Origin of the sequence: Sporosarcina ureilytica, from assembly GCF_001753205.1 — a bacterium.
Classification (GTDB): Bacteria; Bacillota; Bacilli; order Bacillales_A; family Planococcaceae; genus Sporosarcina; species Sporosarcina ureilytica.
Genome location: NZ_CP017560.1, coordinates 436,535 through 462,252 on the forward strand (window position 1 = coordinate 436,535; position 25,718 = coordinate 462,252).

The following is a 25,718-nucleotide window of genomic DNA, read 5'->3' on the forward strand; positions in this document are numbered from 1 at the left end:
AGGGAGGCGAAATCATGGCTAAAAAATCAATGGTAGCCAAACAAAAACGTAAGGCGAAATTTAAAGTGCAGGAATACACACGTTGTGAGCGTTGTGGACGTCCGCATTCCGTATATCGCAAATTTATGCTTTGCCGTATTTGTTTCCGCGAATTAGCTTATAAGGGACAAATTCCTGGCGTTAAAAAAGCAAGCTGGTAATCCCCAAAATATGGGAAGGAGGTCAATAGAATGACAATGAGTGATCCGGTAGCAGATATGCTTACACGCATTCGTAACGCGAACATGGTTCGTCACGAAAAGCTTGAAGTACCTGCTTCAAACATGAAAAGAGAAATTGCTGAAATCTTAAAACGTGAAGGTTTTGTCCGTGACGTTGAATTCGTCAAAGACAATAAGCAAGGAATCATCCGTATTTTCCTTAAATATGGTCAAAACAACGAGCGTGTTATTACAGGCCTAAAACGTATTTCAAAACCAGGTCTTCGTGTTTATGCACAAACGAACGAAGTTCCTAAAGTTTTAAATGGTCTTGGTATCGCCCTCGTTTCAACATCACACGGTCTCCTAACAGACAAGGAAGCACGTGCGAAGCAAGTAGGCGGAGAAATCGTAGCTTACGTTTGGTAATACTGAGCAAATGAATGGAGGTGCAATTAATGTCCCGTATTGGAAAAAAGCCAATTGAAGTACCTGCTGACGTAACAGTTACAATTGCAGAAGGAAACTTTGTTACAGTAAAAGGTCCAAAAGGCGAATTATCAAATCAGTTAAATGAAGAAATTAAAATCGAACAAGAAGGCAACGTGATCACATTGGTCCGTCCTTCTGAGTCGAAAGAACACCGCTCCATCCATGGAACGACTCGTTCACTTCTCGACAATATGGTAACAGGAGTTTCAAAAGGGTTTGAACGTTCACTTCAACTTGTTGGGGTAGGTTACCGTGCACAACTTCAAGGTAAGAAACTTGTTTTGAACGTAGGTTACTCGCATCCGGTTGAGTTCACACCGGAAGAAGGAATTGAAATCGAAGTTCCAGAAAACACGAAAATTACGATTCGCGGTATCGACAAAGAGCGTGTTGGTGCACTTGCATCTAACATTCGTCAAGTTCGTCCACCAGAGCCATACAAAGGCAAAGGGGTTCGTTACCAAGGCGAGCGCGTACGTAGTAAAGAAGGAAAAACTGGTAAATAATGCCGCTTAAGGCATCTTGGAAGGAGTGACCACGATGATTACGAAAAATGATAAAAACGCTGTTCGTAAAAAGCGTCATTCACGCGTACGTACAAAAGTAAGCGGAACAGCAACACGTCCACGTTTAAACGTATACCGTTCAAACAAGCATATCTATGCTCAGTTGATCGATGACGTAAACGGTGTAACGATTGCGAGCGCTTCGACTATGGACAAAGCGTTTGAATCCGATACTAAAGCGAATGCAGAAGCTGCTGCAAAAGTTGGCGAATTAATCGCGAAAAAAGCCGTTGAGAAAGATCTTAAATCGGTTGTATTCGACCGTGGCGGTTACCTATTTCACGGCCGTGTAAAGGCTCTTGCAGATGCTGCACGTGAAAATGGTCTGGAATTTTAATTAAGAGGGAGGGACACATTTAATGCGTCGTAATGATCAGAACAAAAGTGAGTTTGAAGAACGCGTAGTTACGATTAACCGAGTAGCAAAAGTTGTAAAAGGTGGACGTCGTTTCCGTTTTACTGCTCTTGTTGTTGTCGGTGATAAAAATGGCCGAGTTGGTTTCGGAACAGGAAAAGCTCAAGAAGTTCCAGAAGCAATTCGTAAAGCAATTGAAAATGCTAAGAAGAACCTAATTGAAGTACCAATGGTAAGAGGAACTACTCCACATGAAATTCTTGGACGTTTCGGTGCAGGGCAAGTTCTAATTAAACCTGCAGCGCCTGGTACAGGAGTTATCGCAGGCGGACCTGTCCGTGCTGTACTCGAATTAGCAGGAATCACAGACATTCTTTCTAAATCTTTAGGATCAAGCACACCAATTAACATGGTACGTGCAACAATCCAAGGACTTGAAAGCTTGAAGCGTGCGGAAGATGTAGCAAACTTACGCGGAAAAACTGTAGAAGAACTGCTAGGTTAAGGGGGGAAAGACGATGGCTAAAAAACTTGAAATCACCCTTACGAAAAGCGTGATTGGTTCAAAACCAGCACAACGTAAAACAGTAGAAGCTCTAGGGCTTAAGAAAATTAATCAAACAGTTGCTCACGAAGACAACGTCGCAATTCGTGGCATGATTAATAGAGTGTCTCACTTAGTCACAGTAAACGAACTATAATTCCTATTTTTCTATTTAAGGAGGTGCCAATGAAATGAAATTACACGAAATGAAACCAGCTGTTGGTGCACGTAAATCCCGTAAACGTATCGGACGTGGAATCGGTTCTGGCTACGGAAAAACTTCCGGTAAAGGTCATAAAGGACAAAACGCTCGTTCAGGCGGTGGCGTACGTCTTGGATTCGAAGGTGGACAAACACCACTTTTCCAACGACTTCCTAAACGTGGCTTTACTAACATAAATCGCAAAGATTATGCTGTTGTGAACCTTGACAAGCTAAACCTATTCGATGAAGGCACGGAAGTAACACCTGAATTGCTGCTTGAATCAGGAGTTGTAAGCAAAGCGAAATCAGGAATTAAAATTCTTGGTAACGGTAAACTTGAAAAGAAGCTTACAGTAAAAGCTCATAAATTCTCTGCTACTGCTAAAGAAGCAATCGAACAAGCAGGCGGGCAAACAGAGGTGATTTAATGTTTCAGACAATCTCTAACTTTATGCGCGTTAAAGATATTAGAAATAAAATCCTCTTTACATTGCTCGTGTTAATTGCTTTTAGACTGGGTGCATTTATACCTGTTCCGGGTGTAGATGCAACTGCATTGCAGCAAGACACTCAAGGTTTAATTGGCTTTTTGAACGTCTTTGGTGGTGGTGCACTTGCGAACTTCTCAATCTTAGCAATGGGAATTATGCCTTATATCACTGCATCCATCATCATGCAATTATTGCAAATGGATGTTGTGCCTAAGTTCGCTGAATGGGCAAAACAAGGTGATGTGGGAAGACGTAAACTTGCACAGTTCACGAGATATTTCACAATCATCCTTGCTTTTATTCAGGGGACGGCAATGTCATTTGGTTTTAACCGAATGTACGGTGGTATGCTAATAAAAGACGAAAGTATCGCAACCTATGCTGTTATTGCAATTGTATTGACAGCAGGTACTGCATTCTTGTTATGGCTTGGTGAAAAAATCACAGAAAAGGGTGTTGGAAATGGTATTTCCATCATCATTTTTGCTGGGATTGTTGCGGGGATTCCAACTGCAGTCAACCAATACTATGCAACACAAATTCAAGATGCAGGAGATGCGTTATTCATTAAATTAGGTATTACAGTACTATTGCTTCTCGTCATTGTTGCAGTGACAGTTGGCGTGATTTACGTCCAAGAAGCATTACGTAAAATACCAGTTCAGTATGCGAAACGCGCTACAGGCCGCGGTCAGATGACTGCAGGACAGCAGACGCATATGCCTTTAAAACTTAACGCAGCTGGTGTTATCCCGGTAATCTTTGCTGCGGCATTTTTCATCACGCCGCAATCATTGGCAACGTTTTTCGGAGAAAATAAAGTTACACTAACGATTATTAACGTATTTGATTATACAAACCCAGTGGGTATGGTGATCTATCTGGCGTTAATTCTCGCATTCACTTATTTCTATGCATTTATTCAGGTAAACCCTGAGAATGCGGCGGAAAACTTAAAGAAACAAGGCGCCTATATTCCAGGAATTCGTCCTGGACAAGATACTCAGGATTATTTAACGAGCACTTTGTATAGACTAACCTTCGTTGGGGCAATTTTCCTAGCGCTGGTGGCAGTAATGCCAATATTCTTTATTAACTTGGCGAATCTTCCACAGTCTTTACAAATTGGAGGAACAAGCTTGCTGATCGTAGTGGGTGTTGCACTCGAATCGATGAAGCAACTTGAGTCACAACTTGTAAAACGACATTACAAGGGTTTTATGAAATAAACTTCTTGATTGAAGCGAAGTGTGGAGGCTAATCCGTATGAATATCATATTAATGGGTTTGCCTGGGGCTGGTAAAGGTACACAGGCAGACAGTATTGTTGAAAAGTACGATATCCCTCATATTTCCACAGGCGATATGTTTCGTGCTGCTATCTCTGAAGGTACAGAACTCGGTTTAAAAGCAAAGTCGTATATGGACCAAGGGGCATTAGTTCCTGACGAAGTAACGATTGGCATTGTTCGTGAACGTTTAAGCAAGTCTGATTGTGAAAAAGGTTTCTTGTTAGATGGATTCCCACGCACAGTACCTCAGGCAGAAGCGCTTGACGAGTTACTAGCGGACATGGACCGAAAAATTGAGCATGTTATTAATATCCAAGTGGATCCAGAGGAACTTGTTAAACGTTTAACAGGTCGCCGGATTTGTAAAGTATGCGGAACGTCGTATCATCTGCAATTCAACCCACCGAAAGCAGAAGGGGTTTGTGACAAAGATGGTGGCGAACTTTATCAGCGTGAGGATGACAATCCTGAAACTGTAAAGAATCGTTTAGACGTAAATATGACACAAACAGCACCACTTTTAGATTTCTATGAAACAAAAAGCGTGCTGTCAAATATCAATGGACAACAAGACATTCAAAACGTTTTCAAAGATCTGGACGTTATCCTTCAAGGAAACGCTCAGTAAACCTTTCCGGGCGCATGCAATCATGGCTAACTGTTATGTATACTGTTAGAATCCACGAAGCAGCATGTGAATGCTAGACGGAAAGGGCATTTCACACAAAGAGCTGCAAAAGCATATGATGCCCGGCATAAGAACTGCTGGAGTTCTGCGAGACGAATTGGTTCTAAAATTCCTACATCAGTAGGAGAAAGAACTGTCATAACGTAACTTAGGAGCTCATGTACGGCACTCTGGACGGGGTCGTGTTCCATTCCGGTGCGATTTAATTCCCGTAACTGGGAATATTGACCTCCGGGAAACAAATATGGCAGACGTCTTTCGAACATCACTCTTGCGTTCCAGACATATGTTGAAAAAGCTTTAAAGGCGACTAATGCCGATTGATGGTGAGAACCTTTAATGATACAGAAGGGAGACAGGAATGATGGCGAAAGACGATGTAATTGAAGTCGAAGGAACTGTAGTAGAAACGTTGCCGAACGCGATGTTTAAAGTAGAGTTGGAAAATGGCCATACGATACTGGCACATGTATCCGGTAAGATTCGTATGCACTTTATTCGCATCCTACCTGGCGACAAAGTAACTATGGAACTTTCGCCCTACGATTTAACACGCGGTCGAATTACGTACCGTTTCAAATAAACTTTTGCACTCCGGAATATGAAGGAGGTTGGGTAAGATGAAAGTTAGAGCATCTGTAAAACCGATCTGTGAAAAATGTAAAGTTATTCGCAGACGTGGGCGAGTAATGGTTATCTGTGAAAATCCAAAACACAAACAAAGACAAGGCTAATTTAAAAGGAGGTGCACAATTTTTATGGCACGTATTGCTGGTGTAGACATTCCGCGCGATAAGCGCATTGTTATCTCATTAACGTATGTTTTCGGAATCGGTAAAACGACTGCGAAAAAAGTACTTGAAGCTGCTGGTGTATCTGAAGAAACACGTGTACGTGATTTAACGGATGCAGAGTTAGACAAAATTCGTACAGAAATCGACAGTCTAAGAGTAGAAGGTGACCTTCGTCGTGAAACTTCTCTTAACATCAAACGTTTGATGGAAATCGGAAGCTTCCGTGGTATCCGTCACCGTCGTGGATTACCTGTTCGAGGACAAAACACTAAAAATAACGCACGTACTCGTAAGGGTGCTAAGCGCGCAGTTAGAAAATAATTTATTGGTAAAGGAGGTTTCTTCTTAACATGGCAAAAAGACAAGTTACACGTAAACGTCGCGTGAAAAAGAATATCGAAAACGGTATTGCACATATCCGTTCGACGTTTAACAATACAATTGTTACAATTACAGATATGCAAGGGAATGCACTGTCATGGTCAAGTGCTGGTGCACTAGGCTTTAAAGGCTCCCGTAAATCTACTCCATTCGCTGCACAAATGGCTGCTGAAACAGCTGCTAAAGTTGCAATGGAACATGGACTTAAAAACTTAGAAGTAACTGTTAAAGGACCTGGTGCTGGTCGTGAAGCTGCGATTCGTTCTTTACAAGCTGCTGGTCTTGAAGTAACAGCGATTAGAGACGTAACGCCAGTTCCACATAACGGTTGCCGTCCACCAAAACGTCGCCGTGTATAATAATGGCTTTCACTCCATTTGATTGAGAAACACAATTTTTGTCAAAGATAAATTGTATGATAGAAATTCGCTAATGCGAAAATCGATTTCAATATGGAACGGCCAGTATATACGACGTTTCGAAGGAGGGTAAACGAATGATCGAAATTGAGAAACCGAAGATTGAGACAGTAGAAATCAGCGAAGATTCCAAATTCGGAAAGTTTATCATTGAACCGCTAGAACGTGGATATGGGAATACTTTAGGGAATTCCTTACGACGCATTCTTCTTTCCTCATTACCAGGAGCAGCTGTAACATCTATTCAAATTGATGGTGTACTTCACGAATTTTCAGCAGTTGAAGGTGTCGTTGAAGATGTTTCTTCCATTGTTTTGAATGTGAAAAAACTTGCGCTTAAAATCTATTCGGATGAAGAGAAAGTAATTGAGGTAGACGTAAAAGGTGAGGGAGTTGTAACTGCTGCAGATATTACGCATGACAGTGACGTTGAAATCCTAAACCCAGAGCAAAAAATTGCGACGCTTGGTAAAAATGGCCACTTACGTATGCGTATGTATGCAATACGTGGTCGTGGATATGCACCTGCGGACATGAACAAACGTGAAGATCTTGCAATAGGAGTAATTCCAGTTGACTCGATTTACACACCAGTTTCACGCGTAAACTTCCAAGTTGAAAACACGCGAGTTGGTCAATTAACGCATTTCGATAAGTTAACACTTGATGTTACGACAGATGGCAGCATTGGTCCAAAGGAAGCTGTTTCTCTTGGCGCAAAAATCCTTACTGAGCACTTAAATATATTCGTAAACATGACAGATGAAGCACAAACTGCAGAGATTATGGTAGAAAAAGAAGAAGACCAGATTGAAAAGGTACTAGAAATGACGATTGAAGAACTAGATCTTTCTGTTCGTTCTTATAACTGCCTAAAACGTGCAGGCATCAATACTGTCTTAGAACTTTCGAATAAAACAGAAGAAGAAATGATGAAAGTACGAAATCTTGGCCGTAAATCACTTGAAGAAGTGAAAGCGAAGCTAGATGAACTTAATCTCGAACTACGAACTGAAGATTGAGTGATTTCATAGGTTGAAGGAGGGAAATTTTTATGGCATACAGAAAATTAGGACGTACAAGTTCACAGCGTAAAGCGATGCTTCGCGACCTTACAACTAGTCTTATTATGCATGAGCGCATTGAAACGACAGAAGCACGTGCAAAAGAGCTTCGTTCCGTCGTTGAAAAAATGATTACACTTGGTAAACGTGGCGATTTACACGCACGTCGTCAAGCTGCACAATACATGCGCCGCGAATTAGTTACGACTAAGAACGAAGAAGGTAATGAAGTTGAAGTTTATGCAATTCAAAAACTTTTTGATGATGTTGCACCACGTTATGCAGAGCGTCAAGGTGGTTATACACGTATCATGAAGATGGGTCCTCGTCGTGGAGACGGCGCACCTGTTGTTGTTATTGAACTTGTGTAATGGTTAATAACTTTAAGGGTGTGTCCGGCTAACGTCTGTCCACACCCTTTTTTTAAAATGATTTATACGACAATTTAAAGCTGAGTGTTACGATCGGCAAGGTTCTTCTTGTTTGGTCTAGCTCTACGTACCTCATCTGCAATATCGGATTGAGCACCCGGTATTGGTTATAGATATGTGCGCGTTTCTTCGGATGAGGTGCGCGCTTTTTTTTATTTTCACGAAAGAATGTTTTAGGTTGCATAGCTTGATGGGGGTGTTGGCAATGAAGGAAATCTTATCTGTTGATCATGTCTCCTTTGCCTATCCGACCGATGATGAAATGGTAAGTAAAAATGCGGTAGATGATGTTTCATTTACGATTCATGACGGTGAATGGATAGCGATTGTAGGACATAATGGTTCGGGAAAATCGACACTAGCAAAGCTAATGATTGGACTTTTATTTCCTAACGAAGGAAATATCCATGTATTTTTGGAACAATTAACAGCTGAAAACATATGGGATATTCGCTCAAAAATGGGAATCGTTTTTCAAAACCCTGATAACCAGTTTGTCGGGTCAACTGTTCAGGATGACGTTGCTTTTGCATTGGAAAACAAAGGGGTTCCTTTTGAAGAAATGGTAACGGTCGTTCGCGAATCATTAACCCTTGTTAAAATGGAAGATTTTCTAGATCATGAGCCGCATCACTTATCAGGGGGGCAAAAGCAACGTGTTGCGATTGCTGGAGCATTGGCATTGAAACCAAATCTCCTCATTATGGATGAAGCGACGTCGATGCTTGATCCACAAGGAAGAGAAGAAGTGATTCAAATCGTATCCGAATTAAAAAGAACAACGGATTTAACAGTCATCTCTATTACACATGACCTTGAGGAAGCTCTGCTTGCGGATCGCATTATCGTCATGAATCAAGGGAAAGTACTGGATATCGGAACACCGGAAGAAATCTTTTCAGATGGAGAGAAACTCGAATCAATCGGATTAGATATTCCGTTTGCTATGAATATGTCGAATTTAATTCGTCAAAATGGGTTGGATTTAGCCGGTGAACATATGACAGAAGAAGAATTGGTGAATGAATTATGGACATCTCACTACAACAAGTAGGGTATTTATACGGAAAGGACACACCGTTTGAAAAAAGAGCCTTGCATGGCGTAGAGGCGACCATTCCGTCCGGTTCTTACACGGCGATTATCGGTCACACGGGTTCTGGGAAGTCAACACTCTTAATGCACTTAAACGGGCTCTTAAAGCCATCTGAGGGTATTGTGAAGGTCGGTGATGTTGCCATACATGCCAAGACAAAAGGGAAAGAATTAAGAGAAATTCGTAGACATGTCGGCATCGTCTTTCAGTTTCCAGAACATCAATTATTCGAGGAAACGGTTCTTAAAGATATTATGTTTGGTCCATTAAATTTTGGCGTGTCTGAAGAAGTGGCAGAAAAACGAGCATACGAGCTCATTAAGTTGTTAGGTCTTCCGGAAGATGTTGCAAGCAAATCCCCATTCGATTTATCGGGGGGGCAAATGCGAAGAGTTGCCATTGCCGGTGTATTGGCCTTTAATCCTTCTATTCTAATATTGGACGAGCCAACTGCAGGATTAGATCCTCGTGGTCGGAAAGAGATTATGGAGCTATTTCATTATCTACATAAAAAAGAAAATCTGACGACGATTCTCGTCACACATAGTATGGACGATGCAGCGCGGTATGCGGATCATGTCATTGTTATGCATGATGGAACGTCTGTCATGACAGGCTCCCCAACAGAGATATTTGGAAATGAAGAGCAACTTCTTGCCTATCGTCTTGGTTTACCAAAAACGGTTAAATTTCAAAGAGATATTGAAAAGTTGATTGATCGCTCACTTCCGGAGATTGCGTTAACGGACGAACAGTTGGCAAAAATGATTGCGCAAGCAGCACAAGAGGGGGATCATTCATGTTAGAAAAGATGATTTTCGGTCGTTTTATACCGGGACAATCTTTTATACATAAACTTGATCCACGGTCAAAACTAATCTTTGTTTTGCTGTTTGTGATTGCAGTTTTTCTGGCAAATAATGTTCAAACATATGCAATTTTATTAGGATTTACTTTGCTTGTCATTTTTGCATCCCGAATCCGTTTGTACTTTCTTTTAAATGGATTAAAACCGATTTTGTTATTAATTATTTTTACATTCATTATGCACCTGTTTTTTACACGGGAAGGCGCTTTGTTAATCGACTGGAAAATGATTAAAATTTACGAAGAGGGTTTACGACAAGGTATTTTCATCTCGTTACGTTTCTTTATACTTGTGTTAATCACCTCCATTTTAACGCTAACAACGTCGCCAATATCGATAACGGACGGGATGGAAGATTTACTCAATCCACTTAAACGATTCAAATTGCCGGTCCATGAGCTTGCATTAATGATGTCTATTTCCTTACGGTTTATCCCAACATTAATGGATGAGACGGATAAAATATTAAAAGCCCAGCTTGCTCGCGGTTCTGATATTAGCTCAGGTACGATGAAAGAACGGATTCGAGCAGTCATTCCGCTTCTCGTGCCGCTGTTCGTAAGTGCTTTTAAACGTGCAGAAGATTTAGCAGTAGCTATGGAAGTGCGTGGCTATCGTGGCGGGGAAGGGCGTACGAGATACCGACAACTCAAATGGGATTATCGCGATACCATTGCAATGGTTGTTCTAGTTTTGTTAATCAGTTCCCTTTACTTTTGGAGAGGGTAGGAGGTAAGGAAAAAATGGGGCGTGTTAAAGCAGTCGTCGCCTATGATGGGACGAATTTTGCAGGCTATCAATCACAACCCGGGATGAGAACGGTCCAATCAGAAATTGATAAAGCCTTAGTGAAAATTCATAAAGACAAAAGCATTCATTCTGTTGCGAGTGGGCGTACGGATTCGGGCGTTCATGCTAATGGACAAGTCATTCATTTTGATACGTCACTTACCCTAGAAGAAGAACGATGGCAAATGGCGTTAAATGTATTGTTGCCGACCGATATTCGCATCGTCAACGTTTGCTACGTGGATGAAGATTTCCATGCAAGGTATTCAGCAACTGGGAAGACCTACATCTTTAAATGGTCTTATGCATCCGTGCATAGCCCATTTGAACGTAATTATTCTGTTCATTTAGGAAAATGGCGTCCTGATGTTGAAAAAATGAAGGAAGCTGCCAAATATTTAATTGGCACATATGATTTTACTAGTTTTTGTTCCGCCAAAACAGCAACTTCCAACCGCGTGCGTACCGTGAGATTATTAACACTGGAAAGGCACGGCGATGAGCTCGTTATGACTATCGAAGGTGATGGCTTTTTATATAATATGGTGCGGACGATTGCTGGAATGTTATTGGCAGTCGGAAAAGGTTGGCATCAGCCTGAAGAAGTGAAGGAAATACTAGCGTTAAAGGATCGTCAAGCGGCAAGTAAAACCGCGCCAGCACACGGTTTATATTTAGATAATGTCACTTATGATTATGATGATATACCTAAATAAATTGCTTCGTATTGCTCGAGAAATGAACGTTAACCTGCAGCAAATAAATCGGAACAACTTTACCGTGTGTTTTTGCATAAAATGCTTGACTAAAAGAAGAAATCGTTATAAGATAAGAAATGGTAATTCTAAAACCCCACAAGAAGCCCCGGAAGGTTATTTGTGTTTAGGGATATAGATTAAATCGGGAAATTTACAGTTAATTAGGAGGATACAATTATGCGTACAACATTCATGGCAAAAGGCCACGAAGTAGAGCGTAAATGGTATGTTGTCGACGCTGAAGGTCAAACGCTTGGTCGTCTAGCTTCTGAAGTTGCAGCACTTTTACGTGGAAAACATAAGCCAACATTTACACCACACGTTGATACAGGTGACCATGTTATCATTATCAATGCTGAGAAAATTCAACTTTCAGGTAACAAATTGAAAGACAAAAAATACTACCGTCACTCAGGTTACACAGGTAGCTTAAAAGAGCGTACTGCACTTGAAATGCGCACAAACTACCCAACAAAAATGCTTGAGCTTGCAGTTAAAGGAATGCTTCCAAAAGGTCCTTTAGGCAGCCAGACATTCAGAAAACTAAATGTATACGCTGGAGCGGAGCATCCGCATGCGGCACAAAAACCTGAAGTTTACGAGCTTCGCGGATAATAAGAGGAGGAAACAGTTTTGGCACAAGTACAATATCTCGGCACTGGCCGTCGTAAAAGTTCAGTAGCTCGCGTACGTCTCGTACCTGGTGATGGAAAAATTATCATCAACAACCGTGACGTAGAAGACTACGTACCATTCGAAACATTACGAGAAGTTATTAAGCAACCACTTATCACTACAGAAACATTAGGAAGCTACGACGTTTTAGTAAACGTTCACGGTGGAGGATACACTGGACAAGCTGGTGCAATCCGTCACGGCGTTGCACGTGCACTATTAAACGTTGACCCAGATTTCCGCCCAGCACTTAAATCAGCTGGATTCTTAACACGTGACCCACGTATGAAAGAGCGCGAGAAGTACGGTTTCCGTGGCGCACGTCGTCGTCCACAATTCTCAAAACGTTAATATATTATCGTTTCAAGACTCTCGACCAAATTGGTTGGGGGTCTTTTTTTATATCAAAGTATCTAGTTATTGATTATTGAAAATGAAAAACATTTAGCCGAAAAAGAAAACCCGTAAAGTAAACCTTCACGGATTTTCTGATTTTTGCGTTGAATGTTAATCGACATTAGAACTTCTTACTTGTGGAAGAATGTTACCCTTACGAAGGGTTACAAGGCGCTATATCAATTACATCTGGGCTATCAGTAGTGCTAGTTGAAGTGAAAATTGTGTTTCCACCAAGAGATGCTACAACGCTAAACGATGTTGGATTAATCGTGATGTTGAAAGTTACATTGTTAAGCGTACCGCTACCAATGTGCAAGTCGCTGACAGCTGTTAAATTTAGAGTCAAGCCATTGCATGACATTTCCGTAATTTCTTGATGATTAATTTCAAAATGAACGTCCGGACTTGTTGTACTATGAACCTCTAAATTGAAATGGCTACCTTCTAGTTCACAATTTGGAGAGCAAATTTTTATTGAAAATGGACTCGCTACAGCAGCTTCGAGTGGATTTCCGTTTAAAGTAGCGGTTGTTGTAACATCAGTATTTCCTTGGTTTGTTTCTGCAACAGCTAAACAACATGTGTTGGATGGTGGGGGTGGACATGGACCAGTACCCGGTTCTCCGCAAATTACTCCTGTATCACCAACCTCCGCATGAGCTCCAAAGGTAACTTCAAATTGCGCACACACATCCTGTTCTACTGTAAACCTACAATCCGGTTGGACAGTTGGAAAAGTAGTTACAATCCTAGGCTCACCTACGCATCTAGTGGAAGTTGGGCCGGAAATTATATTTGGCGTAATGATGAGTTCGGCCGCCTCCGTAACCGTTTCATGAAATGTTCGCGTACACGGAGTCTCAACTTGTTGTATGACTACCCGCTGATTTTGAACAACTGGGCTTGTTTCATTGGTGCTGCTATTTCCGCAGCCACAATCGTTATTACTCATATAATATTCTCCTTTTTTAATAGTTATTTTTCCATAGACTTAAGGGCTGGTCATCAACAACAGTTCGATTATCAAAAGAATCTTTTCCTAAAAAATTTCACCGCCTTTTTTGTCACTGATGTATCTATATGAAAGGTTTAATGGCTTGTCTCCGCTTTTATCGCATGTTTTAATAAACTTTTCGAATAAGTAGTAGAAAGCAGTGCAAAAGCCCTCATTAGGCAGATGCTTAAACAGGCGTTTTCGCTAACTGCGATAATTCGGACTATAAAATGAATTTATTTGTTTGTATCTTTAGTGTCATCATTGACATGATCACAAGGTCCAGAACCTGAATCACAAATAACACCCAGTGGTTTAACTTCGTTTTTTGTATCAAAGTGAATAGGAATCCGCACACGTAAATCTTGTTGAACTAAAAACTTGCACTTATCCGCTTTTGACTGTTTCTTTCTATGGCTTTTGTTCTTTCCGCAATTTTTTTTCTTTCTTAACCTTTTTACAGTCGGAGGACCACAACACTCCATTTCTATATCGGATTCCCTCACATGGACAATAGGTTTAATTGTCACCTGTGCTGCTACGCTTACTTTTTTCTCAATCGTTCTTGTACAACCACCATTCTCTGCGTCTCTATCGACAAAAACCAATTCTTCTTCATTATTATTTTGAGGCATTGAAATCATTCCTTTACTTTAAATTCTCTCATTTTAGTAGATTTCCCTACGTGACATTAAGTACTGGCAACTAAATAAAAATGATTATAATCAAAGTGTAATTAACGATAAAAGAAAGCATCTGGTAAGTTATTCAACCGATGCTTTCTTTCCACTACTTATGATCATCAAGACAGCTCGATGATTCATCTGAGTGATCTCCGCAACTTACACCGTGTTTTTCTGCTTTGACATTTGCTTTAAAATGAACAGGAATTTTCACGCGGATCAATTGACTAACGATCATCGTACATTCATCAGATGCATTTTTATGTTTTGAGGAAGGGTCGATTGTAGATTCCAAACATTTGACTTCTATCTCCCCTACCGAAACATCAGGATTTACTGTTACCTTTGCTTCGATGCATATTTCCTCATCTAGGAAGGCGCAGGCAGTGTTTTTATCATGGGTATCTTTGGTAGAGTGCTTATGATGTTTTTTAGGTTTTGGAGGCTTAGGACCTTTTTTAGGCACTATTCTCTTCCTTTCTGTCCTTGTTACTTATATATAATGCGTAAATGCTCAAAGTGTGTCACATTGATGGTGTTTAATGAAAAGTTTAAGGTGAAGTAAGGTGGATAGGGAATAATAAAAGTCCCTTGCATAGGTATCCGAAATTTAATACTTTTACAGTTTAGGCCGCAATTAGGTGATTTCGTTATTGTTCCGGAGCCATCTTTTTAATATCCTTCAGGAAAAAAGATTGTATCTAAAAAGTAATGTAGGGTACGATATAAAATACCTGATTGTATCGCGAAAAAGATAATGCGCATTAAATGGGTTTATATAGAAGGAGAAAAATGATGAAGATTCGTTTTGGATATGTTGCCAATGCATTAGGATTATGGGACGCAAGCCCGTCTAAAACGCTAACCTTTGCTCGCTATAAAATGCTATCCAAAGAAGAACGCATGGATAAGCTCAAGTCTGTAACAGCTCAAAATTTACAGCATACGAAAAGAATTTTGTATTATAATATCGCTCATGAAATAGAACTGTATCGATTTTCAAGTTCACTTGTGCCACTGGCAACTCACCCTGAAGTAATGTGGGACTTTGTTACGCCCTTCAAAAGGGAATGGGAAGAGTTGGGCCAGCTCATTCAACAATTTGAGCTGCGGCCAAGCTTTCATCCTAACCAATTTACACTTTTCACGAGTCCACGGGAAGAAGTGACCAGAAATGCAGTAGTGGATATGGAATACCATTTTAAAATGCTCGAAGTGATGAATGCGTTGGACAGAGGTCTTATTAATATTCATATTGGCGGAGCGTATGGGGATAAAGAAAGTACGTTAGAGCGTTTCCATCAGAATCTAAAGACGTTACCCGCCAATATTAAAAAACAAATGACGCTCGAAAATGACGATAAGACCTATCATGTTGAAGAAACACTTATTGCTTGTGAAAAAGAAGGGATTCCTATGGTTCTTGATTATCACCACTATAAGGCTAATAAAGGTGAGGTGGACCTCTCAAATTATTTGCCGCGCATATTTAATACATGGACAAGGTTTCCTGAAGTGCCAAAAGTCCATCTTTCATCACCGAAATCAGATCAAGCCTTCCGTTCACATGCAGATTTTGTTTCTTTTGAGTTTATCTTTCCATTCTTGAAATTGGCAAAAGAACTTAATCAGGATTTTGATATTATGATTGAAGCCAAACAGAAGAACCTAGCCATGTTTAAACTGATTGAAGAAATAGCTTCTATCAGAGGTGTCAAACGTATCTCAGGCTCAACAGTGGAATGGTAACTGTGATTGTTTTAATGACTAGCGGCGAATGAGGTGGCAAAAGTGACGATTGTACGTTTAGGTTATGTGGCAATGAGTATGGAATTAAAAAACGCATCTCCCTCTCAAACGATGACTTATGCGCAGTTTCAAAAGATCGATGATAGGGAAGCTGCAATTCGAAAATTGGAACGTATTTCGATTTCTAATTTACATAATACACTTAGAATTTTAAGGCATAATGTAGCTTCAGAAATTTACTTCTATCGTTTTACTTCTCGATTAATCCCTTTGGCCAACCATCCTGACCTCCTTGATTGGGATTATATGAAACCTTTGCAAGAAGCGCTGCGAGAGATTGGCGACTTTGTAAGAGACAACAATATTAGAGTTGATTTTCATCCGGATCATTTCGTTCTCATTAACTCATCGAAAAAAGAAATTTTGAAAAATTCTTTACAAACGTTGAAGTTGCATTTTCTATTATTAAAAGGTATGGGCATAGACCGAACTCATCGCTGTGTTATGCATGTAGGAGGCAATTATAAAGATACAGGCGCTTCACTTGAACGTTTTATCGATAATTGGGCAGTAGTTCCGAAATCGCTACAAAAAATGATTATGCTCGAAAATGATGACACTTCATTTACGTTGGAAGACAGTCTTTACTTATGTGAAAAACTGGATATTCCGCTTGTGTTTGATTATCACCATCACCTTGCTCATCATCAAAATTCGGATTGGAAAAGCCATTGGGATCGAGTGATACAAACGTGGAGGCATTCTCCGCTTCCAATAAAAATGCACATCTCAAGCCCCAAAAGTCAAAAAGCATTCCGACATCATGCAGATTATGTAGATGCGGGTATGTTTTTTGAATTTTTAACAGAAATAAAGGGGAGCATTCCACGAATTGATTGTATGATTGAAGCGAAAAGAAAAGACGAAGCCTTATTTCATTTGATGGAAGAGATAAAAGCTAGAGATGACGTTGAAATCATTGATGGCTCTTCATTCAAATTAAGGTAGCTTTGAAATATAGCATCGGAAAGTATATTCGCCTGAATCAGGAAGGGGATTCATGGTAAGCTTAAGTTAAGGTGAAAAGAAAGGGTGGATTGAAATATGAAAGAAATTACACCATCAGAAGTACAAGAACGTTTAGAAAGTGGCGAAACACTTCATTTAGTTGATGTGCGTGAAGATGATGAAGTCGCTGAAGGAATTATTCCGGGAGCTCTTCATATTCCACTTGGTGAGGTAGCTGAGCGAGTAAATGAATTGGATAAGTCTAAGTCATATATCCTTATCTGCCGCTCAGGCGGTCGTAGCGGGCGTGCTACAGAGTTTCTAGAGGCACAAGGCTATGATGCAACGAACATGACAGGCGGTATGTTGGAATGGGAAGGCGCAACTGAATAATTAAATGACACGAAGGGGCCCAAGAGGTTCCTTTTTTTATTTGCTTAAGCAAATTGAATTGGACATATCTTGTTTATCTTTTACGTATAGTAAAGGAAAAAGGCGGTGTCTAGAATGAAGCGATGGATGATTATTGGCATTTTATTATTAGGTTCTCTAGGAATTGTTATCTATGGGGTTAAGGCATCGGACCGTGGATTTTTTATGCCCGAAGAATTTGCGGGAGTAAAAGTAGTCATTGACCCGGGGCATGGGGGACCTGACGGAGGGGCTTCTGAAGGGGATGTAGTAGAACGTGACATTACACTCAAAATTTCACATGAGTTAGCGAAACGGCTTGAAAAAAAGGGTGCAACTGTTGTGATGACGCGTAAGAAAGAAGGGGATGCACTTGCCGAACATACACCTGAAGAAAAGTTTTCGACCCTTCGCTCGCGCAAGATTGCGGATTTAAAATTACGTGAATCGATTGCGATTAATGAAAACCCAGACGTTTTTATCAGTGTCCATGTAAATGCAATTCCAGATTCTAAGTGGCGCGGTGCACAAGTGTTTTATCATGAAGGGGGGCATCCGGATGGCGAATTTTTAGCGAAAGCGATTCAATCCTCTTTCCAAAGCAATTTACAAAATACAGATCGTGAAGCGTTAGCAATTAGCGGTGTTTATTTATTGAAGAAATCACCTGTGCCTTCAGTATTGGTAGAAACAGGTTTTATTTCAAATGCAGAAGAAAAGGCATTGTTAGTTGATCCAAAGTATCAATCGAAAGTAGCGGACGCAATTTTGGAGGGAATTTCAGAATTTTTAAATGCCGAGGAAATGTAGAGCTAGTTCCATCGTTTGCACACTATCATTATGCTATACTTGAAGGGAAATTAATTATACCTTCAAGGAGTGTCAGAATTGATTGATGAGCAAACAGTACGCGAATTAGTAGGTCAGTTGAAAGATCCGTTTTTACATAAAACACTTGCAGAAACGGAAGGTATCACAGAGGTATCGATTAATGTTGAAAAGAAACATGTAAGTGTGAAGTTAGCACTAGCAAAAATAAATACTGCAGAGCAATTACCGTTTCAAATGAAAGTCGTTGATATATTGAAAGAAGCAGGGGCGGAATCTGTCGGCATTCGATTTGAAGAACTGTCACAGGAAGTGCTCAACAAATTCCGTGGAACGGCAACAGGGGCGGAAGCACAGGATATTTTATCACCATTAAGTAATGTCGAGTTCATTTCAATTGCATCCGGTAAGGGCGGCGTTGGAAAGTCGACAGTTTCTGTCAATATTGCGGTAGCGCTTGCACGACTTGGGAAGAAAGTCGGTCTCATTGACGCGGATATTTACGGTTTTAGTGTTCCGGACATGATGGGTGTTACGAAAATGCCGAAAGTACGCGGTGAGCGTATCATCCCTGTTGAAAGACTGGGTGTAAAAGTTATTTCAATGGGCTTCTTTGTTGAAGATAACGCACCAGTTGTATGGCGTGGACCAATGCTCGGAAAGGCGCTCGACCAATTTTTCAGAGACGTTGAATGGGGAGACTTAGATTATTTGCTTCTAGATTTACCACCAGGCACAGGCGATGTTGCGCTTGACATTCACCAGATGTTGCCGACGTCTAAAGAGATTATTGTAACGACACCACATCCAACAGCAGCATTTGTTGCGGCACGTGCGGGGGCGATGGCATTACAAACAGATCATGAAATTCTAGGCGTTATCGAAAATATGTCTTGGTTTGAATCGTCAGTTACGGGCGAAAAAGAGTTTGTATTTGGTAAAGGCGGAGGCACGCGATTAGCGGAAGAGCTGCGTACTGACCTACTTGGACAAATTCCACTTGGCCAACCGGATTGGGATGAAGAGGACTTTGCCCCATCTGTTTATGCAGAAGACCATCCAATTGGAAAAATATATACAGATATTGCACAAGAAATGATTAGAAAGAAAAACGAATAATAAAGAGCGGAGAAGGGTTACTGACCCCCTCCGCCTCCTTTAGATTGCCCTTCTTCTTTGCCTTTCTCCTTCTTACCGCCATCTGCTCCAGATTTTCCCGCTTCTTGAATTAACTTTTCCCATTTTGTTTGAAGTAATGGACTATTAATCGTTTCTTCGATTGCTTTTTCGTATTGCTCCTTCATTGTTGAGGATTTCATAATGTCCTCTAATTGTTTCTGCATATCAGGTTGGCCGAAAAATTCCTCCATTTGTTTTTGAAAGGACGCATCGCTCATTAATTTTTTCATGACGTCCTCTTGTTGTTCTTTCATGCTTTTAGCAATTTTTTCTGCAAACTTGGGGTCTTCAAGGGCCTGCTTCCAGAAGTCTTCTCCTTGTTTAGATAATAAAGTCTCTTCTATAGACTTCTTCACCTCGGGTTGCTCTAACACTAGAAGTTCGCGAAAATCCTCCTCCGCCAATATTTGTCGTAATGCTTTTTTTCCATCCTCTGTTTGAATGGCATCCGCCATCATTTTTTTTATCTCATCAAATGACGGTGTTGCTTGAGGTGGTTGTGTACAGCCAACAAGCAGAAAAATAATTATCAGTAACTGGATGAATTTCATTTTCATGGGATTTTATTTCATTCCCTTCATGACTGTTTTCAATTATTGTTCACATATCGACGAGAAATATGCATATGTCGGTATTTGAAATAGATTTTTGGCCAAATCGTTGATACACTTATGAGAACAAGCAAAAACGGAGGCACATTGTTTTGACAATACGAAATTGGATAAAATTTTTCTTTAATGCGCTTTGGATTGGTGGGCTTGTCACAGCCATCATTGGTTTAATTGTTCGTTGGGCGTTTTTCTCAAGTTATTTACAATCAGGAGAAATTTGGCAATTTTTAGGGGCACTATTATGGATGGTGTTTCTTGGTTTTACAATGAGTGTCGTCGCACAAATGGGTTTTTTCGCGTATTTAACAGTACACCAATTTGGCGTTAATATTTTCAGAACGCTTACTTTGTGGAACTGGGTTCAATTGTTAATTATTATAATTGTTTTATTTGATTTAATCTTTTTCCGCTTCCGACTAACATCGGAAGACACAGGTAGATCGTTATTATACTTAACTTTACTTGCATCGCTCGTAATCGTTTCAGGAATTACCGCTTATTTGAAGGCGAAGTGGACGAAAAAGCATACGTTAATTTCAGCATTATTTTTTATGATTGTCATTACGACGCTTGAATGGTTACCAGCTTTAATGGTGAGCTCGGGAAATATTGACACTTGGGTAACAATCCTTCTATTCCCGTTACTGGCGGTTAACGCTTACCAAATTTTAGCGTTACCAAAATATAATACGATGTCTGACGTTGATAAGGCGAAACTTGATGAACGTCGCGCGGCGCGAAGGAAAGAAGCGAAAGCAGCTACTTCGAAATAAACAAGCAGCACAATCGATTAAAAAATGATTGTGCTGTTTTTCATTTTTTGGATACGATATGGATAAATTAAAATTGGAAACAATATGTTTAGTTCGGTATTTTTTTCATTTTACCGACTGGACCGAAAAGAACTTCATCTAAAGTTTTAAAGTCTCTACTTTCAGTGAGTTGTTTTAACTCGGGTAAATATATTCGATCATTTCGATGATGCGAAACAGAAATGATTTCACCTTCCGTCACAGGTGGGATTTCACCACCCGACCATGTTACGGTCGAGCCAAGTGCGTTAATTTCAGCTTCCCATAGAACTTTATGCAAAAAATGTGGGAAGTTCTCGTCAATCGTTCTAAACCAGAGAGGCTTTTCCTCAAATAAGATTTCGTATTTTTCGGCTTGATTTACAAGTAGTTTTGCATCGAATTCGTATGCTTCACCTTTATGCCCAAGTAAACCGGTAGGAATCTTTTTCTTTTGAATCAGTTGGATTGTTTCAGGAAATCTTTCTGCCCAGTCATTGTCAATTAATAAAAGGGGATAAGGCTTTTCAAGTGTTTCAATCCATTCTTTAACTTCATCATCACCGAAGGAAATATTGATGGTGAGTGCAGAACCATTTGTGCCACGTACAATTGCAACGGGCTCTTCAGTCACACGGAAGACCGAGATGAGTGAAAGTTTTTCAGGTAATGGGGGAAATACTAAAAAGAAACCGCATCCTACAATAAATAGTATTAGTAACTTCTTCCGCATATGGTGTCCTCCTTAATGGAATCTATGTACATCCTATGAGCAGGATTTGACAAATATGAATAAGCCGTGTTATTATAAAAAAGTCGCTGTCCAAATAAAAGTTTTTATTTAGGGCTTGCAAAATAAAAAAACCTTGGTATAATAAATGGTGTCGAGATAATAATAATCATTATTCCGCAGTGGCTCAGTGGTAGAGCAATCGGCTGTTAACCGATCGGTCGTAGGTTCGAATCCTACCTGCGGAGCCATATGCTTCCATAGCTCAGTAGGTAGAGTGCTTCCATGGTAAGGAAGAGGTCACCGGTTCGATTCCGGTTGGAAGCTCCAGAGAGACGCATTTATAATGGAATACATAAACTAACTGAACGAATGCGATTTACGTATTCATGCGGCGTATACCGCAGTTTTAAATGGTGGGGTAGCGAAGTGGCTAAACGCGGCGGACTGTAAATCCGCTCCCTCAGGGTTCGGGGGTTCGAATCCCTCCCCCACCACCATTGTATTTTAAAAGTATTGCAGTCATGCGATGTAAATCAAAATCCTTGTAAAAATATCCTAAGTTACCTTTAAAATTGGGAGATACGAGCAGAACAAGGAAGCGATTGAGTGAAGGAAGGAGCGTACTCAAGTACGTGACTGACTGAGCGAATGAAGCTGACGCAGTCATGCGACGTGTATCGCAATTTTAAATCGAGGCCCCTTGGTCAAGCGGTTAAGACACCGCCCTTTCACGGCGGTAACACGGGTTCGAATCCCGTAGGGGTCATAATAATGAATATTTAAAAATGGGAGATACGAGCAGAACGAGGAAGCGATTGAGTGAAGGAAGGAGCGTACTTGAGTACGTGACTGACTGAACGAATGAAGCTGACGCGGTAATGCGACGTATATCACAATTTTAAAATCAGTGGGGTATAGCCAAGCGGTAAGGCAACGGACTTTGACTCCGTCATTCGTTGGTTCGAATCCAGCTACCCCAGCTACTTAAAGCTAATCCTAAGTCAATATGACTTACGGATTAGCTTTTTTTATATTTTGAAATAGTACATTTCGGAAATTTTACAGCGGGTTTAGAAAAGTGTTTCGGCGCATCAAACTGAAGGTCAAGCCATGTTTGGGATTTCAGAATGTGCGCTCGCTGTTGTGTGTGCATTCTACGATATCAAAGGATTGAATTGATTCATTAAAAAATGTTTTTCAACAAGCATTAGAAGTAGTAAAAAATAACTACTTCCTTTATAATGAAGACGATATTGAACATTAGCACATCACTAAATTAAAAGTTATTTTAATAGAAAAAGAGGTGTCAATATGCGAGATGAAAATAAATCGACGTCGGATATTTTTGTTCATGATGAGCAGCTAACAGTCGATAAAAAACTGCAAGATATTTTATATGCTTTGAACCAATCTGCTGTTGTAGCGATAACAGATCGTACTGGAAAAATTATATACGTCAATGAGAAGTTTACGGAAATGTCGCAGTATACCTCGAATGAACTATTAGGGACCAACCATAGCATTGTCAACTCCGGCCATCACTCCAAGGATTTTTTCAAAGAAATGTGGAGAACGATAGGGCGTGGTCGTGTATGGCATGGTGAAATTAGAAATCGAAGAAAAGATGGTTCATGCTATTGGGTAGATACAACTATTGTGCCGTTTTTAAATGAAAAGGGGATTCCTTATCAATACGTTTCAATAAGATATGATATTACCGCCCGTAAAGAGGGGGAAGAGATGATTCGTCATCTTGCATATAACGATCAGTTAACTGATTTACCGAACCGACTTTATTTTCGTCGGAAACTTTTGGAAGCGGTGTCAAAGGCGAAAGAAGACAATGGGAAGGTGGTTGTCGTCAACCTTAATATTGATCGTCTTCGATTTGTCAATGATTCTTACGGATATGAATCAGGGGATTATGTCTTGTCTGTTGTGGCGGAAAGGTTAAAGAACACTTTACCAAAAGACTGTGTAATTTCGAGATTGGCGGGGGATGAGTTCGCATTTGTTTTCCAAGGCATTGAAAGTATGGATCAAATTGAATTAATCATTGCGAACGTTCAAGAAGTGATTCAACAACCGATTAAAATTTTGGGAAGTTTTCACACGTTATCTTCAAGTGCTGGGATGGCTTTTTATCCTGAGCATGCAACCGAAGCTTCAGAACTGTCATCCAAAGCTTATCGGGCATTACTAGAAACGAAGAGACGTGGCGGTGGGGGCTATAAAATTTATGAGCCTGGGACTATTAAAAAATCGATTGAACGAATGGTTCTTGAAAATGAACTAAGCAAGAGTATAGAGCTCGGCCACTTTCATCTCGATTATCAACCCAAATTTAATTTGCCAACAAATGACTTGATGGGCGTCGAAGCATTAGTTCGGTGGGACCATCCTGATCTTGGCCGGATTCCTCCAAACCAATTCATCGAAATGGCAGAAGAAACAAGATTGATTATTCCTTTAGGAAAATGGATATTAAAACAAGCGTGTCGTCAAGCAAGAAAATGGGAAAAACAAGGTTATTATTATTCAATGGCTGTTAATGTTTCCGCGGTTCAATTAGCAGACCCCGATTTTCTGGCAATTGTTAAAAATGTCTTAAAGGAAGAAGGCAATGATCCTAGCTTGCTCGAACTGGAATTAACCGAAAGTGTTTTAGGCAATCAAGCAGAGATATTAGAAGTCGTGGAAGAGATTAGAAAATTAGGTGTTAAAATAGCGATTGATGACTTTGGAACTGGTTATAGTTCATTTAGTTATATTAATGAATTGCCGATTGACACGTTGAAAATAGATCGATCTTTTATTCGAGACCTTGATACAAAGGTGGAGAACAGCGCGATTGTCGAAGCAATTTTATCGATTGCTAAAACGGTAGGGTTGAATGTCGTGGCAGAAGGAATTGAACAACAGGAACAGCTTACTATCCTTAAACGGCTAGGGTGTCAGCAAGGGCAAGGTTACTTTTATAGTAAGCCAACTGAAGCGATAGAATGCGAAAAATATATGAAAATAAATAGCCGTAGTGAATAAAAATTCAGTTTTCTGTCCAGTTGAGCCAATGCATGACACGATTTATAATTAATGTATTGGTAAAGGGGGAGAAGGCATGAAGAAATTATCAATCTCAATGATAGGGGTATCCCTGGATTTAGGGCAAAGTCGTCGAGGCGTGGACATGGGGCCAAGTGCAATTCGTTATGCAGGTGTAGTTGATCGAGTAGAAGCAATTGGACATCAAATTACTGATGAAGGTGACATACATATAAATGCTGGCCTACAAGCAGAAAATAGCGACTCGAAATTAAAGAATTTAAAAGAAGTGCTTGAAACAAATAAAAAACTTGCCGAAAAGGTCGAATCTGTTTTAAAGGAAGATAAATTTCCGCTAATTCTAGGAGGAGACCACAGTATTGCGATTGGTACATTGGCGGGTCTTTCCACGAAGTACAAAAATATGGGTGTTATTTGGTATGATGCACATGCGGATTTGAATACGGATGAAACTTCGCCTTCAGGAAACATTCACGGCATGCCGTTAGCGGTCAGTATTGGTCGTGGAGATGAGAGACTCGTTAATTTACACCGGGATGGCCAAAAAATAAAGCCACAAAATATTGTAATTATCGGTGCACGTTCTATTGATTCGGGAGAGCGATTGTTAATTAAAGAGCTAGGTATTCAAGTCTATACGATGCATGAAATTGATAAATATGGGATGACAACAGTGATGCAAAAAGCACTTCAGCATTTGGAAGGGAATCAGGTAGATGGCGTCCATCTGTCCCTCGATCTTGATGCACTAGACCCGCTGTATACGCCTGGCGTTGGTACACCAGTCCCAGGTGGGGTAAGTTACCGGGAAAGCCATTTGGCGATGGAAATTCTTGAAGAGTCAGGTTTAATTACATCGGCGGAATTCGTCGAAGTGAATCCAATTTTAGATGAAAGAAATAAAACAGCAGATGTAGCGGTAGCGTTGATGGGGTCCTTATTTGGGGAAAAACTGTTATAACATGTATTCGTATATAAAATAAAATTTATTCGCAAAAAAAGATGAGACTACGACGTCAAGTAGCTGCTCATCTTTTTTTTGGGTCATTCGCTCTCTATATGTGACTGAATTGTCAAGTTTTTTGAAGAACAGACACAAATTGTCCTATCTTTGATAAAATGGGTTAGATAAATTTAAAATAAATGAAACCTGTTGATACCT

Annotated in this window: 34 protein-coding genes and 5 tRNA genes; 34 read left to right on the top strand and 5 right to left on the bottom strand. The window is 40.2% G+C overall.

The window, feature by feature from the left end; translation table 11 throughout:
* Positions 1-14 precede the first annotated feature (14 nt).
* The 21 genes from BI350_RS02170 to rpsI all read left to right on the top strand — a co-directional run bounded on the left by BI350_RS02170 (position 15) and on the right by rpsI (position 12,458).
* Positions 15-200 (top strand): type Z 30S ribosomal protein S14, encoded by a 186-nt coding sequence (locus tag BI350_RS02170; protein WP_075526638.1) that lies wholly within the window; start codon positions 15-17, stop codon positions 198-200.
* 30 nt (positions 201-230) lie between these two features.
* Positions 231-629: a 30S ribosomal protein S8 gene (gene rpsH / locus BI350_RS02175; protein WP_075526639.1), complete on the top strand. Its 399-nt coding sequence runs from the start codon at positions 231-233 to the stop codon at positions 627-629.
* 29 nt (positions 630-658) lie between these two features.
* A complete protein-coding gene (gene rplF, locus BI350_RS02180; protein WP_075526640.1) occupies positions 659-1,198 on the top strand; it encodes a 50S ribosomal protein L6 in 540 nt (179 codons plus the stop codon).
* Between the two features lie 34 nt (positions 1,199-1,232).
* Entirely contained in the window at positions 1,233-1,595 is a 363-nt protein-coding gene (gene rplR, locus BI350_RS02185) for a 50S ribosomal protein L18 (RefSeq protein ID WP_075526641.1), read from the top strand.
* 22 nt (positions 1,596-1,617) lie between these two features.
* Positions 1,618-2,118, top strand: a complete 501-nt coding sequence (gene rpsE / locus BI350_RS02190) for a 30S ribosomal protein S5 (protein ID WP_075526642.1) — start codon at positions 1,618-1,620, stop codon at positions 2,116-2,118.
* 13 nt (positions 2,119-2,131) lie between these two features.
* Positions 2,132-2,314: a 50S ribosomal protein L30 gene (rpmD, locus tag BI350_RS02195; protein ID WP_075526643.1), complete on the top strand. Its 183-nt coding sequence runs from the start codon at positions 2,132-2,134 to the stop codon at positions 2,312-2,314.
* A 34-nt stretch (positions 2,315-2,348) separates the two neighbouring features.
* Complete coding sequence (rplO, locus tag BI350_RS02200) at positions 2,349-2,789, top strand: 50S ribosomal protein L15 (protein WP_075526644.1); 441 nt, start codon at positions 2,349-2,351, stop codon at positions 2,787-2,789.
* Positions 2,789-4,081 (top strand): preprotein translocase subunit SecY, encoded by a 1,293-nt coding sequence (gene secY, locus BI350_RS02205; protein WP_075526645.1) that lies wholly within the window; start codon positions 2,789-2,791, stop codon positions 4,079-4,081. Before rplO ends, secY begins: the two co-directional genes overlap by 1 nt.
* A 37-nt stretch (positions 4,082-4,118) precedes the next feature.
* Complete coding sequence (locus tag BI350_RS02210; protein ID WP_075526646.1) at positions 4,119-4,772, top strand: adenylate kinase; 654 nt, start codon at positions 4,119-4,121, stop codon at positions 4,770-4,772.
* Between the two features lie 424 nt (positions 4,773-5,196).
* Entirely contained in the window at positions 5,197-5,415 is a 219-nt protein-coding gene (infA, locus tag BI350_RS02215; protein ID WP_060203457.1) for a translation initiation factor IF-1, read from the top strand.
* Positions 5,416-5,452: 37 nt separating this feature from the next.
* On the top strand, positions 5,453-5,566 hold the full coding sequence (gene rpmJ / locus BI350_RS02220; protein ID WP_075526647.1) for a 50S ribosomal protein L36: 114 nt from the start codon (positions 5,453-5,455) through the stop codon (positions 5,564-5,566).
* Positions 5,567-5,590: 24 nt separating this feature from the next.
* A complete protein-coding gene (rpsM, locus tag BI350_RS02225) occupies positions 5,591-5,947 on the top strand; it encodes a 30S ribosomal protein S13 (RefSeq protein WP_075526648.1) in 357 nt (118 codons plus the stop codon).
* Between the two features lie 29 nt (positions 5,948-5,976).
* Positions 5,977-6,366 carry a 30S ribosomal protein S11 gene (gene rpsK, locus BI350_RS02230; RefSeq protein WP_075526649.1) on the top strand — a complete coding sequence of 130 codons (390 nt, stop codon included), beginning with the start codon at positions 5,977-5,979 and terminating at the stop codon, positions 6,364-6,366.
* Positions 6,367-6,503: 137 nt separating this feature from the next.
* The gene (locus BI350_RS02235) at positions 6,504-7,448 is read left to right on the top strand and encodes a DNA-directed RNA polymerase subunit alpha (protein WP_075526650.1); all 945 of its coding nucleotides are present in this window, start codon (positions 6,504-6,506) and stop codon (positions 7,446-7,448) included.
* Positions 7,449-7,480: 32 nt separating this feature from the next.
* On the top strand, positions 7,481-7,861 hold the full coding sequence (gene rplQ, locus BI350_RS02240) for a 50S ribosomal protein L17 (protein ID WP_075526651.1): 381 nt from the start codon (positions 7,481-7,483) through the stop codon (positions 7,859-7,861).
* Positions 7,862-8,126: 265 nt separating this feature from the next.
* Complete coding sequence (locus BI350_RS02245; protein ID WP_075526652.1) at positions 8,127-8,975, top strand: energy-coupling factor ABC transporter ATP-binding protein; 849 nt, start codon at positions 8,127-8,129, stop codon at positions 8,973-8,975.
* Positions 8,951-9,823: an energy-coupling factor ABC transporter ATP-binding protein gene (locus tag BI350_RS02250; protein WP_075526653.1), complete on the top strand. Its 873-nt coding sequence runs from the start codon at positions 8,951-8,953 to the stop codon at positions 9,821-9,823. The genes BI350_RS02245 and BI350_RS02250 overlap by 25 nt, the downstream gene beginning before the upstream one ends.
* Positions 9,817-10,614 (top strand): energy-coupling factor transporter transmembrane component T family protein, encoded by a 798-nt coding sequence (locus tag BI350_RS02255; protein WP_075526654.1) that lies wholly within the window; start codon positions 9,817-9,819, stop codon positions 10,612-10,614. The genes BI350_RS02250 and BI350_RS02255 overlap by 7 nt, the downstream gene beginning before the upstream one ends.
* Positions 10,615-10,628: 14 nt before the next feature.
* Positions 10,629-11,390, top strand: coding sequence for a tRNA pseudouridine(38-40) synthase TruA (truA, locus tag BI350_RS02260; RefSeq protein ID WP_075526655.1), 762 nt, complete (start codon positions 10,629-10,631; stop codon positions 11,388-11,390).
* Positions 11,391-11,609: 219 nt separating this feature from the next.
* The gene (gene rplM / locus BI350_RS02265) at positions 11,610-12,047 is read left to right on the top strand and encodes a 50S ribosomal protein L13 (RefSeq protein ID WP_075526656.1); all 438 of its coding nucleotides are present in this window, start codon (positions 11,610-11,612) and stop codon (positions 12,045-12,047) included.
* An 18-nt stretch (positions 12,048-12,065) separates the two neighbouring features.
* Positions 12,066-12,458, top strand: a complete 393-nt coding sequence (rpsI, locus tag BI350_RS02270; RefSeq protein ID WP_075526657.1) for a 30S ribosomal protein S9 — start codon at positions 12,066-12,068, stop codon at positions 12,456-12,458.
* 199 nt (positions 12,459-12,657) lie between these two features.
* On the opposite strand, the gene BI350_RS02275 is transcribed toward rpsI, so the two are convergent.
* The 3 genes from BI350_RS02275 to BI350_RS02285 form a co-directional block, all read right to left on the bottom strand.
* A complete protein-coding gene (locus BI350_RS02275) occupies positions 12,658-13,458 on the bottom strand; it encodes a hypothetical protein (protein ID WP_075526658.1) in 801 nt (266 codons plus the stop codon).
* 278 nt (positions 13,459-13,736) lie between these two features.
* The gene (locus BI350_RS02280; protein ID WP_075526659.1) at positions 13,737-14,135 is read right to left on the bottom strand and encodes a hypothetical protein; all 399 of its coding nucleotides are present in this window, start codon (positions 14,133-14,135) and stop codon (positions 13,737-13,739) included.
* Positions 14,136-14,289: 154 nt separating this feature from the next.
* Entirely contained in the window at positions 14,290-14,649 is a 360-nt protein-coding gene (locus BI350_RS02285) for a hypothetical protein (protein ID WP_075526660.1), read from the bottom strand.
* 329 nt (positions 14,650-14,978) lie between these two features.
* On the opposite strand from BI350_RS02285, the gene uvsE (BI350_RS02290) reads away from it, so the two are divergent.
* The 5 genes from uvsE (BI350_RS02290) (at position 14,979) to BI350_RS02310 (ending at position 19,298) form a co-directional block, all read left to right on the top strand.
* Positions 14,979-15,932 (top strand): UV DNA damage repair endonuclease UvsE, encoded by a 954-nt coding sequence (gene uvsE, locus BI350_RS02290; protein WP_075526661.1) that lies wholly within the window; start codon positions 14,979-14,981, stop codon positions 15,930-15,932.
* A 42-nt stretch (positions 15,933-15,974) separates the two neighbouring features.
* A complete protein-coding gene (gene uvsE, locus BI350_RS02295; protein WP_075526662.1) occupies positions 15,975-16,940 on the top strand; it encodes a UV DNA damage repair endonuclease UvsE in 966 nt (321 codons plus the stop codon).
* A 96-nt stretch (positions 16,941-17,036) separates the two neighbouring features.
* Entirely contained in the window at positions 17,037-17,333 is a 297-nt protein-coding gene (locus BI350_RS02300) for a rhodanese-like domain-containing protein (RefSeq protein WP_075526663.1), read from the top strand.
* A 114-nt stretch (positions 17,334-17,447) separates the two neighbouring features.
* Positions 17,448-18,161: an N-acetylmuramoyl-L-alanine amidase gene (locus BI350_RS02305; protein WP_075526664.1), complete on the top strand. Its 714-nt coding sequence runs from the start codon at positions 17,448-17,450 to the stop codon at positions 18,159-18,161.
* 78 nt (positions 18,162-18,239) lie between these two features.
* Positions 18,240-19,298 (top strand): Mrp/NBP35 family ATP-binding protein, encoded by a 1,059-nt coding sequence (locus BI350_RS02310; RefSeq protein ID WP_075526665.1) that lies wholly within the window; start codon positions 18,240-18,242, stop codon positions 19,296-19,298.
* Between the two features lie 17 nt (positions 19,299-19,315).
* Here BI350_RS02310 and gerD read toward each other — a convergent pair whose 3' ends face one another.
* On the bottom strand, positions 19,316-19,915 hold the full coding sequence (gene gerD, locus BI350_RS02315) for a spore germination lipoprotein GerD (RefSeq protein WP_075526666.1): 600 nt from the start codon (positions 19,913-19,915) through the stop codon (positions 19,316-19,318).
* 146 nt (positions 19,916-20,061) lie between these two features.
* On the opposite strand from gerD, the gene BI350_RS02320 reads away from it, so the two are divergent.
* Positions 20,062-20,742 carry a KinB-signaling pathway activation protein gene (locus BI350_RS02320; RefSeq protein ID WP_075526667.1) on the top strand — a complete coding sequence of 227 codons (681 nt, stop codon included), beginning with the start codon at positions 20,062-20,064 and terminating at the stop codon, positions 20,740-20,742.
* Between the two features lie 88 nt (positions 20,743-20,830).
* Here the strand turns inward: BI350_RS02320 and BI350_RS02325 are convergent, their stop codons facing one another.
* Positions 20,831-21,493 (bottom strand): polysaccharide deacetylase family protein, encoded by a 663-nt coding sequence (locus BI350_RS02325; protein WP_075526668.1) that lies wholly within the window; start codon positions 21,491-21,493, stop codon positions 20,831-20,833.
* Between the two features lie 173 nt (positions 21,494-21,666).
* On the opposite strand from BI350_RS02325, the gene BI350_RS02330 reads away from it, so the two are divergent.
* The 7 genes from BI350_RS02330 (at position 21,667) to rocF (ending at position 25,517) form a co-directional block, all read left to right on the top strand.
* A tRNA-Asn gene (locus tag BI350_RS02330) sits at positions 21,667-21,741 on the top strand.
* A gap of 3 nt (positions 21,742-21,744) precedes the next feature.
* A tRNA-Thr gene (locus tag BI350_RS02335) sits at positions 21,745-21,820 on the top strand.
* 85 nt (positions 21,821-21,905) lie between these two features.
* A tRNA-Tyr gene (locus tag BI350_RS02340) sits at positions 21,906-21,990 on the top strand.
* A 197-nt stretch (positions 21,991-22,187) separates the two neighbouring features.
* Positions 22,188-22,259: transfer RNA gene (locus BI350_RS02345), tRNA-Glu, on the top strand.
* Between the two features lie 142 nt (positions 22,260-22,401).
* A tRNA-Gln gene (locus tag BI350_RS02350) sits at positions 22,402-22,473 on the top strand.
* Positions 22,474-22,804: 331 nt separating this feature from the next.
* Positions 22,805-24,535 carry a putative bifunctional diguanylate cyclase/phosphodiesterase gene (locus BI350_RS02355; protein WP_082294937.1) on the top strand — a complete coding sequence of 577 codons (1,731 nt, stop codon included), beginning with the start codon at positions 22,805-22,807 and terminating at the stop codon, positions 24,533-24,535.
* A 76-nt stretch (positions 24,536-24,611) separates the two neighbouring features.
* Complete coding sequence (gene rocF, locus BI350_RS02360; protein ID WP_075526669.1) at positions 24,612-25,517, top strand: arginase; 906 nt, start codon at positions 24,612-24,614, stop codon at positions 25,515-25,517.
* The last annotated feature ends 201 nt before the right edge of the window (positions 25,518-25,718 follow it).

Bases quoted from the DNA above. Each gene is read 5' to 3' on its own strand.
- BI350_RS02170 (WP_075526638.1), top strand. From the start codon at position 15: ATGGCTAAAAAATCAATGGTAGCCAAACAAAAACGTAAGGCGAAATTT.
- rpsH (WP_075526639.1), top strand. From the start codon at position 231: ATGACAATGAGTGATCCGGTAGCAGATATGCTTACACGCATTCGTAAC.
- rplF (WP_075526640.1), top strand. From the start codon at position 659: ATGTCCCGTATTGGAAAAAAGCCAATTGAAGTACCTGCTGACGTAACA.
- rplR (WP_075526641.1), top strand. From the start codon at position 1,233: ATGATTACGAAAAATGATAAAAACGCTGTTCGTAAAAAGCGTCATTCA.
- rpsE (WP_075526642.1), top strand. From the start codon at position 1,618: ATGCGTCGTAATGATCAGAACAAAAGTGAGTTTGAAGAACGCGTAGTT.
- rpmD (WP_075526643.1), top strand. From the start codon at position 2,132: ATGGCTAAAAAACTTGAAATCACCCTTACGAAAAGCGTGATTGGTTCA.
- rplO (WP_075526644.1), top strand. From the start codon at position 2,349: ATGAAATTACACGAAATGAAACCAGCTGTTGGTGCACGTAAATCCCGT.
- secY (WP_075526645.1), top strand. From the start codon at position 2,789: ATGTTTCAGACAATCTCTAACTTTATGCGCGTTAAAGATATTAGAAAT.
- BI350_RS02210 (WP_075526646.1), top strand. From the start codon at position 4,119: ATGAATATCATATTAATGGGTTTGCCTGGGGCTGGTAAAGGTACACAG.
- infA (WP_060203457.1), top strand. From the start codon at position 5,197: ATGGCGAAAGACGATGTAATTGAAGTCGAAGGAACTGTAGTAGAAACG.
- rpmJ (WP_075526647.1), top strand. From the start codon at position 5,453: ATGAAAGTTAGAGCATCTGTAAAACCGATCTGTGAAAAATGTAAAGTT.
- rpsM (WP_075526648.1), top strand. From the start codon at position 5,591: ATGGCACGTATTGCTGGTGTAGACATTCCGCGCGATAAGCGCATTGTT.
- rpsK (WP_075526649.1), top strand. From the start codon at position 5,977: ATGGCAAAAAGACAAGTTACACGTAAACGTCGCGTGAAAAAGAATATC.
- BI350_RS02235 (WP_075526650.1), top strand. From the start codon at position 6,504: ATGATCGAAATTGAGAAACCGAAGATTGAGACAGTAGAAATCAGCGAA.
- rplQ (WP_075526651.1), top strand. From the start codon at position 7,481: ATGGCATACAGAAAATTAGGACGTACAAGTTCACAGCGTAAAGCGATG.
- BI350_RS02245 (WP_075526652.1), top strand. From the start codon at position 8,127: ATGAAGGAAATCTTATCTGTTGATCATGTCTCCTTTGCCTATCCGACC.
- BI350_RS02250 (WP_075526653.1), top strand. From the start codon at position 8,951: ATGGACATCTCACTACAACAAGTAGGGTATTTATACGGAAAGGACACA.
- BI350_RS02255 (WP_075526654.1), top strand. From the start codon at position 9,817: ATGTTAGAAAAGATGATTTTCGGTCGTTTTATACCGGGACAATCTTTT.
- truA (WP_075526655.1), top strand. From the start codon at position 10,629: ATGGGGCGTGTTAAAGCAGTCGTCGCCTATGATGGGACGAATTTTGCA.
- rplM (WP_075526656.1), top strand. From the start codon at position 11,610: ATGCGTACAACATTCATGGCAAAAGGCCACGAAGTAGAGCGTAAATGG.
- BI350_RS02275 (WP_075526658.1), bottom strand. From the start codon at position 13,458: ATGAGTAATAACGATTGTGGCTGCGGAAATAGCAGCACCAATGAAACA.
- BI350_RS02280 (WP_075526659.1), bottom strand. From the start codon at position 14,135: ATGCCTCAAAATAATAATGAAGAAGAATTGGTTTTTGTCGATAGAGAC.
- uvsE (WP_075526661.1), top strand. From the start codon at position 14,979: ATGAAGATTCGTTTTGGATATGTTGCCAATGCATTAGGATTATGGGAC.
- BI350_RS02300 (WP_075526663.1), top strand. From the start codon at position 17,037: ATGAAAGAAATTACACCATCAGAAGTACAAGAACGTTTAGAAAGTGGC.
- BI350_RS02305 (WP_075526664.1), top strand. From the start codon at position 17,448: ATGAAGCGATGGATGATTATTGGCATTTTATTATTAGGTTCTCTAGGA.
- gerD (WP_075526666.1), bottom strand. From the start codon at position 19,915: ATGAAAATGAAATTCATCCAGTTACTGATAATTATTTTTCTGCTTGTT.
- BI350_RS02325 (WP_075526668.1), bottom strand. From the start codon at position 21,493: ATGCGGAAGAAGTTACTAATACTATTTATTGTAGGATGCGGTTTCTTT.
- BI350_RS02355 (WP_082294937.1), top strand. From the start codon at position 22,805: ATGCGAGATGAAAATAAATCGACGTCGGATATTTTTGTTCATGATGAG.
- rocF (WP_075526669.1), top strand. From the start codon at position 24,612: ATGAAGAAATTATCAATCTCAATGATAGGGGTATCCCTGGATTTAGGG.